Here is a 13175-nt window from a genome sequence, read left to right on the forward strand (position 1 = left end):
CTGCGGGGGCGAGGGGCGCTCCGAAGCAGGGCTGACGCCAGCGTCAGGCCAGCAGCTTCGCGCGAACCTTGGCGCTGGCGCCGGTCATCTCGCCGAGCTTGCTGCCGTTTTTCACGTCCTGTTCGCGCCGCTGGCCGACATCCTGCCGGCGCAGTGCCTCCCTGGCGGTGGCCGCGACCTCGGCTGGCGGCAGGACCAGTACGCCGCTCTCGTCGGCCAGGATCGCGTCGCCCGGCATGACCGGTACCCCACCGCAGGAAACGGGGATGTTGAGGCCGCCGCCGATGTCGTAGAGGCGGGTGGTGATCGGCGACAGGCCGCGCGACCACAGCGGGAAGTCCGAGGCTTCGATCTCGGCGAGATCCGTGCACGGGCCGTCGACGATGCCGGCCACCGCGCCGGCCGCCTTGGCGGCAACCGTGACGCCTCCACCCCAGCAGGCATGGCGATCGTCGCCGAGCCGGTCGACGACCAGGATGTCGCCGGGGCGCAACAGGCCGAGCGCGTGATGGAGCAAGGTGGAATCGGCGCCCGGAATGGCCAGCGTCACCGCGGTGCCGACCACGCGGCGATTGCGCAGCAGCGGCTGGATCTCCCGGTGCATGAAGCCGAACAGGCGCCAGTGTCCGATGGTGGCGGTCTCGGCGCCGGCGAGCAAGGCGAGGTCTTCGGCCGGCACCTGCTCCGGCATGGGGTTGATCGTGTACATGGTGTGCCTCAGCCGCAAGCCAGACGGCGGTGATCGGTCATCGGGATGAGCGACCGCGCGCGGTCGATCTGCTGTTTGTCGACCCGGGCTGTGATGAAGCCGACGCCGTCGGAGGCGCGGGCGACCACATGGCCCCAGGGATCGCAGACCAGCGAGTGGCCATAGGTGTGCCGGCGCTCGCCATTGGCGCTGTGGGCGCCCCATTGGCCGCAGGCGGCGAAATAGGTCTGGGTCTCGATGGCGCGGGCCCGGGCCAGCACCTCCCAATGGTCCTTGCCGGTCTGCAGCGTGAAGGCGGCCGGCAACACGATGACGTCGACCTTGTCGCGGGCGAGGGCCAGGAACAGTTCGGCGAAGCGAATGTCGTAACAAATGGCGCAGCCGACCTTCAGCCCGTCGACATCATAGGTGGCGAGCTCCTCGCCCGGTTTGACCGAGGCCGATTCCTTGTAGGCCGTGCCGTCGGGCGCGACGATGTCGAACATGTGGATCTTGCGATAGCGCGCCACCTCGCGGCCGTCGCGGTCGAACACGACCGTGGTGTTGTAGATGCGGTTCTCGCCGACGATGCGCTCCATCATGCTGCCGGCATGGACGAAGACGCGGTTGGCCCTGGCGAAGGACTGCGCCATGGCATAAGCGGCGCCACCCGGCGCCGGTTCGGCGGCGGCGATCTTGTCGGCCATGCTGCCACCGAAATATTCGAAATATTCCGGCAGGACGATGAGGTCGGGCCCGTCGGTGCGGATGGCCTGTTCCATCAGCGCCTGGGCGACGCGTAAATTCTCCGGACGGTCGGTCTGCGGATTGGTCTGGACGAGAGAAATCTTCATCGCAAGCTCCTGATGGCGCGTGGCCATGGGGTCGGTCGGCAATGTCAGGCGAGGATGGCTTCGCGCTTCAGCGCGTCGATGGTCGAGACGATGCCCTGGCGGATGGTCATGCCCTGGGTCGCGACAACCAGCTGGGCTGCGCCATGCTCGCGGGCGAAGACCCGTTCCGCGGGCGTCCAGGCCGGCATGATCCAGGACTTGCCGGCGGCATGCGCGGCATTGGCGCAACGGGTCAGGTCCTCGCGGTCGGCGGCGGTGAAGGCATAGGCGCCGCGGCCGCGCGCCAAAGCGAGATCGGAGGGACCGGGAAACAGCCCGTCCACCGTGTCGAGCGCGGCGATCGCCTCGACATCGGCGAGGCTCTCGGCGGTCTCGATCATGGCGTAGCACTTGGTCCGGCGGTTCTCCGCCTCGAAGGTCTCGCTCGACGGGCGCGCATATCCGAACACCCGGCCGCCGGCATAGCTGCGGATGCCGGTGAGCGGATATTTGGCCGCCGCCGTCACCGCGCGGGCATGGTCGACCCCCAGGATATGCGGGATGACCACGCCGTCGGCGCCGAAGTCGAGCGCCTGCTGGATCGCTTCCGTGGTCGGCGCGATCACCTTGGCGATCGTCGCGATGCCCTTGGCCCTGGCGAAGGCGAGGAACTGGTCGAGCGTCGACAGGTCGAAGGTGCCGTGCTCCAGCTCGACGACCATCGAGCGGAAACCCAAGGTGTGGGCGATTTCCAGATAGCTGAAATGGGGCTGCGACATCCACAGCGAGACATCGTTCATCGACATGAGACCTCCAGGGCATCAGGCAGGGCAGGCGGCGGCGCGCCCGCGTCGTGTTGAAGACAAAAGGGGTGGGGCCGGCCGGTCGCTGGCTACTTGCCGATTGTTCTGGACAGGCCGAGCGAGCGCTCGATCAGCATGATGATGGCGATGGTGGCGGTGACCAGCACGACCGAGACCGCGGCGATCATCGGGTCGGTCCTGGCCTCGACATAGTTGAAGATCTCGACCGGCAGGGTGGTGATGCGCGGACCGGTGACGAACAGCGAGATGACCACCTCGTCGAAGGACAGGAGGAAGGCGAGCGCGGTGCTCGCCACCAGGCCCGGCATCATCAGCGGCAAGGTGATCCGGCGGAACACCACGAACGGCGAGGCGCCGAGCATGGCGGCGGCTTCCTCCACCGAGGGCGGCAGCGTGCCGAGCGCGGTCGTCATGATGCGGATGACATAGGGCGTGGTGACGATGAGATGGGCGATGACCAGGCCCAGGAAGGTGCCGAGCAGCTGCAGGCGGACGAAGACCAGGAGGATGGCGAGGCCGAGCACGATGGAAGGCAGCAGCAGCGGCGCGGTGAACAGGTTCATCAGCGCATCGCGGCCGCGGAAGGTCAGCCGCCGGATCGCATAGGCCGCGGGGATGCCGGCGCAGAGCGACAGGACGGTGACCAGGCTCGCGAGGCCCAGGCTGACCCAGAAGGCCCGGGTGATGCCGTCGTGATGGATCAGCGCCGCATACCAGCGCAGGCCCCAGGACTGCGGCGGGAAGGTCAGATAGGCGTCGTTGCTGAACGACAGCGGCACGACGATGAGGATCGGCGCCAGCAGGAACAGGTAGAGGCTGACGACCAGAAGCCTGAAGGGGAGGGTTACCGACCCGACCATGAGGTGTTTCCTTGAGACTGCGCTGCCGATGTCAGTCGAAGCGGCGGATGACGCGGGCATAGGCGGCGAGCGCCAGGCCGAAGACGATCAGGACGACGACCGAGATGGTCGCGGCCATCGGCCATTCCAGCTGGATGATCGCCTGGTCGTAGATCTCGGTGGCGAGCAGGAAGACCCGGCCGCCGCCGAGCAATTTGGGCGTGATGAAGGATGAGATGGCGAGCACGAAGCAGAGCAGGCAGCCGAGGGCGACACCGGGCAGCGTCAGCGGGAAGACGACGCGGCGAAAGCGGGTGAAGGCTCCGGCGCCGAGCGAGGCCGCGGCCTCCTCGTAGCTGACGTCGAGGCGGCCGAAGCCGGCGATCAGCGACAGCGCCATATAGGGCATGAGAATTTCGACCAGCCCGATGAACACGCCGAGCGAATTGTTGACCAGCCGCAGGGGGCTGGCGATCGCGCCGACCGACATGAGCGTGCTGTTGACCAGCCCCTGGTCGCCGAGCAGCACCATCCAGCCATAGGTGCGCACCACGCTGCTGACCAGGAGTGGCGAGACGGTGACGACGAACAGGAGGTTGCGCCAGCGCGGCGAGCAGCGGTGCAGGAACATCGCCACCGGATAGGCGCAGACGAGGGTGACGAGCGTCACCGTCAGGCCGAGCCACAGCGAGTTCAGGATGAGGCTGAGATAATAGGTGTCGGTCAGGAAGTTGAGATAATTGGCCAGCGTATAGACGTCGGTCAGGACGCCGCCGCTGCGGCTCTCCAGGAAGGAAATCTGCGTCAGACGCAGCACCGGCCCGACAAAGGCGACGAGATTGATCAGCGCCATCGGGGCCAGCAGCAAGACCGCCAGCAGGGCGAGGCTTCGCCTGGGTCGGTCGGCCCGGCGGGACGCGGCGAGGGGCATGGGAATGGCGGTCATGGCGCGGCCCCGAAGACCAGCATGTCGTCCGGCGACCATTCGCACATCAGCTGGTCGCCGATCGCGTAATTCTGGCTGCGCGCCATGGTCCGCGCCTCGACCTTCAGCACCGGTCCGCCGATGTCGATGTCGTATTGGACGAGGTCGCCGATATAGGTGGCCCGCAGCACCCGGCCGAGCGCGCTGTTGGTGGCGGTGCTGACCAGGGCCTGGTCGCGGCGCGGCGTCAGGCTGATGCGATGGGGCCGGATCACCGCCTTGGCCTTGCGTGCCGCGGGGTCGGCGCCGGCGCAGCGATAGACCGCGGAGCCGAGGCGGACCTGCTTGGGATCGACGACCTCGCAGTCCAGCACATTGGTCCGGCCGACGAATTCGGCGACGAACAATGAGGCCGGCTTTTCGTAGATCTCCTCCGGCGCGCCGAGCTGGGCGAGATGGCCGCCGGACATGACGCCGACCACGTCGCACATGGTCAGCGCCTCGACCTGGTCGTGGGTGACGAACACCGTGGTGATGTCCAGCCGCTGCTGGATCTCGCGGATTTCCAGGCGCATGTCGTCGCGCAGCTTGGCGTCGAGGTTCGACAGGGGCTCGTCGAGCAGCAGGATGCGGGGACGGATGACCAGGGCGCGGGCGAGCGCCACGCGCTGCTGCTGTCCGCCCGACATTTCCCGGGGCCGGCGCTCGCCGTAACCGGGCAGCCGCACCATTTCCAGGGCTTCGTCGACACGGCGGCGTGCCTCCGCCTTGGGCACGCTGCGCATATCGAGGCCGAAAGCGACGTTTTCGGCCACCGTCATATGCGGGAACAGCGCGTAGTTCTGGAACACGAGGCCGATATCGCGCCGGTGCGGCGGCCGGTGCGAGATGTCGTCGCCATCGACGACGATCCGCCCCTCGGTGATCGGCAGCAGGCCGGCGATCATGCGCAAGGTGGTGGTCTTGCCGCAGCCCGATGGCCCCAGCAGGCCGAGCAGCTTGCCGCGCGGCAGGCCCAGCCACAGGTCGGACACCGCGGGGATATGGGCGCCGTAGCGCTTGGTGATGCCCTCGAGCTTCAGGAAGGCCTCGGCGGCGATGGCCGGTGGCGCCGAAGGACGATTGTCCGTGGTCACGGGGTCGAGAGAGAGAGCCTGCATGTCGGATGTCCCATCCTGGCGGACGCACGGCTCCGCCGCCGTCCCGATTGCTGTCCTGGACGCCTGGTCAGCGGCTTGCGGGAATGATCTGGCGGCGCCACGGTCCCAGGATCGTGTCGCGCAGGGCGCCGACGGCGATCCAGTCGACCGGCACGAGCCTGTCGCGCTGCGCCTCATCGAGCAGCGGGATGCGGGCCCGGACGGAAGCTTCGACCGTCGTGTTGCGGTTGCTCGGGGCATAGAACATCGCTTCCGAGAAACGCTTCTGTGCCTCGGCGCTCAGCGCGTAGTTGATGAAGGTTTCGGCGGCGGCCTGGTTGCGCGCCTTGGCGATCGCGCTGATCACATTGACCTGCGCGACGGTGCCCTCGGTCGGGGCGACCGTCTGCATCCGGCCGCCGGTCTGATCGACATAGAACTGGCTGCGGGCATTCCACCCGATGCCGAGATTGGCGGTGCCGTTGGCGACGACGGTATAGGCGTCGGGTTTCGGCTCCCAGCTCTGCACCGAGGGCGCCAGCTGCACCAGCCGCTCGACGCCCGGACGCACGCCTTTGCGGTAATCGCTCTGGCCGGCCATGCGATTGACGATCAGCGTCAGCGCGATGGCCTGGATATCGCCGCCGCCCTGGGCGGGAATGACGACCTTGCCGGCCTGCGCCCGGTCCCACATGGCCGTCCAGCTGGTCGGCGCGTTCGGGAAGGCCGCGACGTTATAGACGAGCGACAGGGTGTCGTAGGTGATCGGCGGGGCGAAGGCGCCGAGATCCTTGCCGATGTCGGAGATGTCGGCATAGTTCGGCACGCGGGCGAGATCGACCGGGGCAAGCAGGCCCTCGTCATGGGCGATCTTGGCGACCGACAGGTCGAAGAGCACCACGTCGGCCTGCGGCGCGTCGCGCTGGGCACGCAGCAGGCCAAGCGCGAAGGCGGCGTTCTGGACACCGTAATAGGTGACCTTGATATCGGGATGCGCGGCCTGGAACGGCTCGACGACAGTCTTGACGTAATTGTCCTGGAAGCTCGAACGGTAACCGATGAGCGTAATCTCGGCGGCATCGACCTGAGATACCATTGCCACGACCGGAAGGGCTGCGCAAAGGCCGAGGATACGCCTCAATGACATACGTCTCATCTTATTCCCCTCGATCCGTTATTTGTTGTTGTGGAGCGATGGGGCACGGTAGGGGGCGCCGGACGGGGGCGTCCAACGGCAATTTCTTGTCAGCTGATAGGTTTTTCTTCGCAAAGGCGGAAAGCCAGGCGCGGGCGCAGGGCCGGGCATCGACGACCTCGACCCGGGCAACGCAATTCGTGGGTGGCCGGGACAAGCCCGGCCAAGACGAGAAGCGGCGCCAGGGAGAGCGCGCCGGCGGCCCGTGCGGGGGCCTCGCCGGGCTGCGGCGTCGCATCCGGGGCCCGGGCAAGACAACACACCTCGTCTTGCCCGGGCTTGTCCCGGGCATCCACGCCTTCTCTTCGTGCCAAGGCCATTCGTGGATGACTGGGACAAGCCCGGCCAAGACGAGACGCGGCGCCGCGGTGATCGCGGCGACGGCCCGTTCAGGTGGCCCTTGGGGGGCTGTGGCGCAGCATCTGAAGCCCGCAAGACAACCCGACTCCGCAAGGCGGCGCACCTCGTCCTTGCCCGGCTCACGGATAAGCGAAGGGCCGTGCCTCGAGGAACGCCCTGGCGACGTGCATCACCAAGGGGTCGGCGAGACGCGCGCCGGCGATCTGCAGGCCAACCGGCAGGCCATCCGGCGTGAGGCCGCACGGCACCGAGACCGCCGGAGCATGCGACAGATTGAAGGGGTAGGAGAACTCGGCCCAGGCGAGCCAGTCCCAGGCGTGCGGCGGCCAGTGATCGGGCCGCTGGCGGCCATGCGGAAAGGCCGCGACCGAGGCCGACGGCGTCAGCAGAAGGTCCCAGCCCTCCGCGAACCACCGACCGATCTCCGCCGCATAGGACAGGCGTCGCGCCTGCGCCGCGCCGACATCCCGCCACGTCGCGTCGGCGTTCTCTCGCAGGCAGGCGAGCAGGCCGGGGTCGAGCGCGCGTTCCGCCACGCTGTCGACCGGCGCATGGGACAGGAATGCGCATCCCCAGAGCGTCCGGATCAGGTCCGGGCCGAGCCCTCCCCAGGCCGGCGTGACCTGCTCGACGGTTGCACCCAGCGCCTCGAAGACGCCCACGGCCTCGGCCACGCACCGGGCGATCTCCGGGTCGACCCGGGCATGGCCGAGATCGGGGCTATAGGCGATCCTGAGGCCGCTGAGATCGGGGTCGGCATCGCCGCGGCGAAAGCCGCCGGGCAATGTCGTATGGTCCTGCGGATGCGCGCCGGCCATCACCTCCAGCATCAGTTCGGCATCGGCGGCGTCGCGCGTGATCGGGCCGATATGCGAAAGCGAGCCGTTATTGGGCACCGGCACATAGGGAACCATGCCGAAGGTCGGCTTGAAGCCAATGACACCACAGAAATGCGCCGGCAGCCGCACCGATCCGGCGCCGTCGGTGCCCAGATGCAGCGGGCCGCAACCGGCGCCGGCAAGCGCCGCCGCGCCGGACGATGAGCCGCCGGCGGTCAGGCCCGATCGCCAGGGGTTGTGGGTGGCGCCGGTGAGGGGATTGGCGCTGACCGCGGTCCAGCCCTGTTCGGTCATCGTCGTCTTGCCGAGGATGACGGCGCCCGCCGCCCGCAGCCGCGCGACGGCCGGCGCGTCGGCCCGGACGGGCGCGGCATCGGACAGCCGCGAACCCCGCCGCGTCGGCAGCCCGGCCACCGCCTGAATGTCCTTGATGGTGACCGGCACGCCATGCAGCGCGCCGAGGGGTTCGCCGCGCATCACCGCGGCCTCCGCCGCGCGGGCGGCCGTCCGGGCCCCCGGCGCGTCCAGGGCGGCGAAGGCGTTGAGCGCAGGTTCCAGGGCGGCGATGCGGGCGAGCGTGTCCTCGACGATCTCGACCGGCGAGACCTGCCGTGCTCGTACGAGCGCGGCAAGCTGGTGGGCGGGAAGCGTGGCCAATGGCCCGGTCGTCGTGCTGATCATCAAAGCGCTCTCCCCACGGTTGCCCGGCCGTGACATCCGGCGAGCACGGTCGAGCCTCGCTGGACGGCGCGGATTTGAAAGGACCACTCCTTGCGGTGTCGGGCGTCCACGTCTGCCGCGGCGGCGGCGTGGCTGTCGCTACCCGTCGAGACCGCAGCGACACGGCGCTTCCGTGACAGGACGCGTGCACCTTGGTCGCGACACGATATGATCGGCGTCCGGTCGGACGACCTCATCATCCTCTGCGATCCAAAGACGGCTTGCCCATGACCACCGCTGATCTCGTCAATGTCTTCACCTACCGCGGACAGGGCGGAAATCCTTGTCCCATCGTGGCCGATGCGTCGGCTCTCTCGGCGGACGAGATGCAGGCCGTCGCCCAGCGCCATGGCCATGAATCGGGCTTCGTCCTGCCGGCCCCGAGCCAGGACTACGACCTGGCCTTCCGCTTCTGGGTTCCACGGCACGAGATGGAAATGTGTGGCCATGCCACGATCGGTGCGCTCTGGACCCTGGCCACGACAGGCGCCTTGAAGGCGGAGCAGGTCCGGATCGACACCCGCAGCGGACCGGTGACGGGCTACGTCGATCTTGCGAACCCCGATGACCCCTCGGTCGAGATCACCCAGCCGGCGGGCAAGGTCGTGCCCCTGAGCCGCAGCGCGGAGGAGGATGTCCTGGCGACCTTGAGGATCACGCGATCCGATCTCCTGGATCTTCCGCTTCAGAACGCCGTGACATCGCGCGTGAAAACGCTGATCCCGATGAAAAGCACCAGCCGCCTCGACGCCCTGGTTTCCGACATGCGGGACACCGAGGCGTGCTGCACGCGCATCGGCTCGACCGGGCTCTACCCTTATGCCGTCGACGATCACGGCGCACGCCTGTTCGAGGCGCGGCAATTCCCCAGGTCGTCCGGCTATCCGGAGGATGCGGCGACCGGGATCGCCGCCGCCGCTCTTGCGTTCGGGCTGCTCCGCAACGGCCTGGTCGAACCGGATGACCGGACCATTCACATTCGTCAGGGCCGGGCCATGGGACGCCTCTCGGAAATTCGGGTCCGGCTGGGCTTTGCCGCCGGCCGGCCTATCGGGTGCCTCCTCGGCGGCGCGGTGAGCCGGGGCGCGTGAGCTTCGTCCCTCGCTTCGGTGGAGACGTGCAATGGTGTTCGCCGAGGCCGATATGCTAGGCCATGGCTGTCGCGTCGGGGCCATTGACGGCCTGCGCCTCGCCCCTTCGAGCCCTGGTTGATCCGATGCATGTCATCCGCAGCAGCGCCTATCGCCATATGCCCTGGAAGAACGGCGGCGGCGAGACGACCGAGATCGCCGTTGCGCCCACGGGCGCCTCGCTCGACGATTTCGACTGGCGCGTCAGCATGGCGCGGGTCGCGACCTCGGGGCCGTTCTCGCCGTTTCCCGCGGTCGACCGGACATTGTGCATCCTGTCGGGGCGTGGGATCGACCTGTCGATCGCAGGCCAGGGCCTTGTCCGCCTCGACCGCGACAGCACACCGGTATCCTTCCCTGGCGACGCGCCGGCCGGCGCCGCGCTCGTCGACGGGCCTGTGGAAGATCTCAACATCATGACCCGGCGCGGGCGCTTCCGTCATGTGCTGACACGGGTTCCGGCCGAGCGGCCGATGCGACTGTCGAGGTCCGGCGCGGTGACGCTGGTGCTGTTTCGGGGCGCCGGCGCGGTGCTCGGAGCGGGCGAGGTCGTGGTGGAGGATGGCGATAGCGTGGCGCTCGAGGCGCCCGCGGATGTCGCCTTGGAGATCCGGCCGAAGGCGGCGCTCGACCTCTATGTGATCGCGATCTTCAGCGGTTGACGGGCTCCGCCTCGGTGTTTCAGTCCCGGTAGCGCAAGGCCTCGACCAGCAAGGCGAAGGCCGGCGAATGCTGCCGGCGGCTCGGATAATAGAGGTGGTAGCCGGAAAACGGCGGGCACCAGTCGGCGAGGACATGCATCAGCCGGCCGCTGTCGATATGGGGCCGCACATGGCGTTCGGGCAAATAGGCGAGCCCGAGCCCCGCCAGGGCGGCATCGAGCCGGAGGGAGATCGTGTTGAAGACGAACCGGCCGTCGACCCGGACATGCAGCTCGCGGCCGTCCTTCTCGAACTCCCAGGCATAGATGCCGCCATAGGTCGGCAGCCGAAGATTGATGCAGCGATGGGCGGTCAGGTCCTGCGGCGTCCGCGGCACCGGCCATGTGGCGAAATAGGACGGCGCCCCGACGACGGCCATGCGCATGTCGGGCCCGATGCGCAGCGCGATCATGTCCTTGGCCACCTGCTCGCCGAGGCGGACGCCGGCGTCGTAGCGTTCGGCGACGATATCGGTCAGGCCGTAATCGACGATGATCTCGATATTGATGTCGGGATAGTCGGGCAGGAATTTCATCAGGGCGGGCCACAGGATCGCTTCCGCCGCGTGCTCGCCCGCGGTGATGCGGATCGTCCCGGCGGGCTTCTCGCGCAAGGCGCTCAGCGCCGCCAGCTCCGTCTCGATCTCGTCGAGGCGCGGGCCCACCGTCAGGAGCAGGCGCTCGCCTGCCTCGGTCGGCGCGACGCTGCGCGTCGTGCGCATCAGCAGCCTGAGCCCCAGCCGTTCCTCGAGCCCGCGGATCGTATGGCTCAGCGCCGATTGCGAGACCCCGAGCCTGGCCGCGGCGCGGGTGAAGCTGCGCTCCCGGGCGACCGCGATGAAGGCACCGAGATCATTGATGTTCTCACGGGGCATTGATGAATCCTGATCATGGCGTCAGGCCCATCATAGCAACACCACGCATGAATGCCGCGGCCAAGGCGGCAGCGAGCCCTGGCGCCGGGGCGAATGCCCGGCCCGTCCCGGTCTCTCGGCGGAGACGCTCGCATGCGGTTCGCAGCCTTGCGGCAAGCCGCCTTGTCAGCCGTCGGGCCCATGGGCCATAGCACCCGCTCGGCCGGCCGGGCTGTGCCGGCTCCGACATCGCCAAGGACCAGACCGTGACGCAATTGGACCAATCCGTCGCACCCGACGGCCGCGCCGGGACCATCCGGGCACGACGGTCCGGCCCCTGGCTGGGTCTGGCCTGCGGTACGGGCGCCGCGCTGATCTGGGGCGTGCAGGCGGTGGTCTCGCGCCAATCCGTCGCCGATGGCCTCAGCGCGGCCGACGTCACGGTGCTGCGCTTCATGGCGGCGGCCATCGTGCTGCTGCCCTTCGCGCTGATGCGGGTGCGGCCCTTTCCGGTCGGCCCGATCGGCTGGAAGCGTTCGATCGTCCTGACCTTGCTGGCCGGAGCGCCCTACAGCCTGGTCCTCGTCGGAGGCTCGACCTTTGCCCCGGCCCTGCATACCGCGGTGGTCACGCCGGGCCTCATTCCGGTGCTGGCGGCGGCGTTCGCCTACCTTGTCCTGGGCGAGCGGCCGTCGCCGCGCCATTTGACCGGCCTCGGCCTGATCATCGCCGGCGTGCTCATCTTTGCCTGGCAGGCGTTCGCGGGCATGCCGGCGCGGGAAGGCGCCTGGCGCGGCGATCTGCTCTTCGTCCTGGCCGCGGTGATGTGGGCGGCCTTCGGCCTGCTGGCCAAGCGCTGGAAGACCGAAGCCCTGGGACTGACCGTCACCATTTGCCTTCTGTCGGCCGTCGCGGCGCCGCTTTTGGCCGTCGCCGTGCCGCTGCACATGACGGGGGCCAGCCTTCAGGCTCTGGCGCTGCAGGCGATCTACCAGGGCATCCTGGTCGGCGTGGTCTCGCTGTTCCTCTACGCCAAGGCCAACACGATCCTCGGCGCGTCGCGGGCCGCCTTGTTCCTGCCGCTCGTGCCGGCGGTCACCGCCGTGACCAGCACGCTGCTGCTCGGCGAATGGCCTTCGGGGCTGGAGATCCTGGGCATGGCCGTGGCCATGGCCGGCATGACGCTGGCCCTGCGGCCGGCCCCGAGTGCCTGAGCGGGCGTCGCCGGGAGCTCACGGCAGCAGAAGCTCGCGCGACCGCGTCTCGTCCGATTGCGCGCCCGCGAGGTCGCCGGCCGCCCGCCTGGCCGCGGCACGAAACCCGTAGAGCTCGCCCGCATCGGGGGTGAGCTGAATGGCCCTGTCGAAATCGGTGACGGCGCGCGCCGCCTGGCCATTGCTCAGCAAAGTCAGGCCGCGCACCGAGAAGGCCTTCGCCGCGCCGGGATCGAGCGCGATGGCGCGATCGAGGTCGACCAGCGCCCTGTCCGGCTGCTTGAGCCAGCCGAGGATCGATGCGCGGGTCACCAGGAACTCGGCTTGCGCCGGATCGAGGCGGACGGCCTGGTCGAGGTCGCGCAGGGCCCGTGGCAGATCTCTCATATAGAGCAGGTGCGCCTGGCCGCGCCCGGCGAAGGCTTTGGCCATGGTCGGCTCGACTGCGATGGCGCGGTCGAAATCGGCGAGCGCCTGGGCATAGGCTGCGCCGGTGGCGGGCGCCCGGAGGTTGCCGCGATCGACGAGGACCTCGGCCAGATCCCGGCCGGCAAGCCGGCCGTCGACCAGTCGGTCGCAGGCCGCGACCGCCGTGTCGACGCGTTGGACGATCGCCTCGGCGTCGATCCTGGTTCCGAGGGGGAGACTGACCGATCCCTCGCGGCACAGCCGGCGCAGGTCGTCGGCCGTCGCGGCGGGATCGAGCAGGCGAGGGGCGGGGCCGGCCGGGTCGGAGGCGATCGCCCCGCTCGCGGTCATGACGAGCATGAACAGGACGCGGGTTGCGCCGAGAGCGCGCCATGGCCGCCGACGGGCCGGCGCGCTCGACCTTGCGGTTCGGGAGATGTGGAGGTTCATCGCGGCAGAATAACCGGCGAAGAACCGACAGGACAACACGGTGTTGTCGCCGCGCCT

General features: G+C 68.9%; 13 protein-coding genes. 3 read left to right on the forward strand and 10 right to left on the reverse strand.

What is annotated here, in order from left to right; genetic code table 11:
• Nucleotides 1–43 precede the first annotated feature (43 nt).
• From AC07WJ_RS24405 to AC07WJ_RS24440, 8 genes are all read right to left on the reverse strand, one after another.
• Nucleotides 44–709, reverse strand: coding sequence for an RraA family protein (locus AC07WJ_RS24405; protein ID WP_494937271.1), 666 nt, complete (start codon nt 707–709; stop codon nt 44–46).
• Nucleotides 710–717: 8 nt separating this feature from the next.
• Nucleotides 718–1542, reverse strand: a complete 825-nt coding sequence (locus tag AC07WJ_RS24410; RefSeq protein WP_494937272.1) for a carbon-nitrogen hydrolase family protein — start codon at nt 1540–1542, stop codon at nt 718–720.
• A 44-nt stretch (nt 1543–1586) separates the two neighbouring features.
• Nucleotides 1587–2327, reverse strand: a complete 741-nt coding sequence (locus AC07WJ_RS24415; protein ID WP_494937273.1) for an HpcH/HpaI aldolase family protein — start codon at nt 2325–2327, stop codon at nt 1587–1589.
• Nucleotides 2328–2413: 86 nt separating this feature from the next.
• The gene (locus AC07WJ_RS24420) at nt 2414–3205 is read right to left on the reverse strand and encodes an ABC transporter permease (RefSeq protein ID WP_494937274.1); all 792 of its coding nucleotides are present in this window, start codon (nt 3203–3205) and stop codon (nt 2414–2416) included.
• Between the two features lie 31 nt (nt 3206–3236).
• Nucleotides 3237–4130 carry an ABC transporter permease gene (locus AC07WJ_RS24425; RefSeq protein ID WP_494937275.1) on the reverse strand — a complete coding sequence of 298 codons (894 nt, stop codon included), beginning with the start codon at nt 4128–4130 and terminating at the stop codon, nt 3237–3239.
• On the reverse strand, nt 4127–5269 hold the full coding sequence (locus AC07WJ_RS24430; RefSeq protein WP_494937276.1) for an ABC transporter ATP-binding protein: 1143 nt from the start codon (nt 5267–5269) through the stop codon (nt 4127–4129). Before AC07WJ_RS24430 ends, AC07WJ_RS24425 begins: the two co-directional genes overlap by 4 nt.
• Nucleotides 5270–5336: 67 nt before the next feature.
• Nucleotides 5337–6344: an extracellular solute-binding protein gene (locus AC07WJ_RS24435; RefSeq protein ID WP_494937277.1), complete on the reverse strand. Its 1008-nt coding sequence runs from the start codon at nt 6342–6344 to the stop codon at nt 5337–5339.
• Between the two features lie 578 nt (nt 6345–6922).
• The gene (locus AC07WJ_RS24440; RefSeq protein ID WP_494937278.1) at nt 6923–8323 is read right to left on the reverse strand and encodes an amidase family protein; all 1401 of its coding nucleotides are present in this window, start codon (nt 8321–8323) and stop codon (nt 6923–6925) included.
• 266 nt (nt 8324–8589) lie between these two features.
• Between AC07WJ_RS24440 and AC07WJ_RS24445 the strand changes: the two genes are divergently transcribed.
• Nucleotides 8590–9453 carry a PhzF family phenazine biosynthesis protein gene (locus tag AC07WJ_RS24445; protein ID WP_494937279.1) on the forward strand — a complete coding sequence of 288 codons (864 nt, stop codon included), beginning with the start codon at nt 8590–8592 and terminating at the stop codon, nt 9451–9453.
• Nucleotides 9454–9578: 125 nt separating this feature from the next.
• Nucleotides 9579–10154, forward strand: a complete 576-nt coding sequence (locus tag AC07WJ_RS24450) for a HutD/Ves family protein (RefSeq protein ID WP_494937280.1) — start codon at nt 9579–9581, stop codon at nt 10152–10154.
• Between the two features lie 19 nt (nt 10155–10173).
• On the opposite strand, the gene AC07WJ_RS24455 is transcribed toward AC07WJ_RS24450, so the two are convergent.
• On the reverse strand, nt 10174–11067 hold the full coding sequence (locus AC07WJ_RS24455) for a LysR family transcriptional regulator (RefSeq protein ID WP_494937281.1): 894 nt from the start codon (nt 11065–11067) through the stop codon (nt 10174–10176).
• Between the two features lie 245 nt (nt 11068–11312).
• On the opposite strand from AC07WJ_RS24455, the gene AC07WJ_RS24460 reads away from it, so the two are divergent.
• Nucleotides 11313–12260: a DMT family transporter gene (locus AC07WJ_RS24460; RefSeq protein WP_494937282.1), complete on the forward strand. Its 948-nt coding sequence runs from the start codon at nt 11313–11315 to the stop codon at nt 12258–12260.
• Nucleotides 12261–12278: 18 nt separating this feature from the next.
• Here the strand turns inward: AC07WJ_RS24460 and AC07WJ_RS24465 are convergent, their stop codons facing one another.
• Nucleotides 12279–13028 carry a tetratricopeptide repeat protein gene (locus AC07WJ_RS24465; protein ID WP_494937283.1) on the reverse strand — a complete coding sequence of 250 codons (750 nt, stop codon included), beginning with the start codon at nt 13026–13028 and terminating at the stop codon, nt 12279–12281.
• Between the last annotated feature and the right edge of the window lie 147 nt (nt 13029–13175).

Source organism: Phreatobacter sp. GW821-FHT04C01 (assembly GCF_059420385.1).

What these genes read in the sequence shown, in the direction of transcription:
- AC07WJ_RS24410 (WP_494937272.1), bottom strand. Translation starts at nt 1,542, where the DNA reads ATGAAGATTTCTCTCGTCCAGACCAATCCGCAGACCGACCGTCCGGAG.
- AC07WJ_RS24440 (WP_494937278.1), bottom strand. Translation starts at nt 8,323, where the DNA reads ATGATCAGCACGACGACCGGGCCATTGGCCACGCTTCCCGCCCACCAG.
- AC07WJ_RS24430 (WP_494937276.1), bottom strand. Translation starts at nt 5,269, where the DNA reads ATGCAGGCTCTCTCTCTCGACCCCGTGACCACGGACAATCGTCCTTCG.
- AC07WJ_RS24405 (WP_494937271.1), bottom strand. Translation starts at nt 709, where the DNA reads ATGTACACGATCAACCCCATGCCGGAGCAGGTGCCGGCCGAAGACCTC.
- AC07WJ_RS24415 (WP_494937273.1), bottom strand. Translation starts at nt 2,327, where the DNA reads ATGTCGATGAACGATGTCTCGCTGTGGATGTCGCAGCCCCATTTCAGC.
- AC07WJ_RS24450 (WP_494937280.1), top strand. Translation starts at nt 9,579, where the DNA reads ATGCATGTCATCCGCAGCAGCGCCTATCGCCATATGCCCTGGAAGAAC.
- AC07WJ_RS24445 (WP_494937279.1), top strand. Translation starts at nt 8,590, where the DNA reads ATGACCACCGCTGATCTCGTCAATGTCTTCACCTACCGCGGACAGGGC.
- AC07WJ_RS24425 (WP_494937275.1), bottom strand. Translation starts at nt 4,130, where the DNA reads ATGACCGCCATTCCCATGCCCCTCGCCGCGTCCCGCCGGGCCGACCGA.
- AC07WJ_RS24465 (WP_494937283.1), bottom strand. Translation starts at nt 13,028, where the DNA reads ATGCTCGTCATGACCGCGAGCGGGGCGATCGCCTCCGACCCGGCCGGC.
- AC07WJ_RS24455 (WP_494937281.1), bottom strand. Translation starts at nt 11,067, where the DNA reads ATGCCCCGTGAGAACATCAATGATCTCGGTGCCTTCATCGCGGTCGCC.
- AC07WJ_RS24435 (WP_494937277.1), bottom strand. Translation starts at nt 6,344, where the DNA reads ATGGTATCTCAGGTCGATGCCGCCGAGATTACGCTCATCGGTTACCGT.
- AC07WJ_RS24420 (WP_494937274.1), bottom strand. Translation starts at nt 3,205, where the DNA reads ATGGTCGGGTCGGTAACCCTCCCCTTCAGGCTTCTGGTCGTCAGCCTC.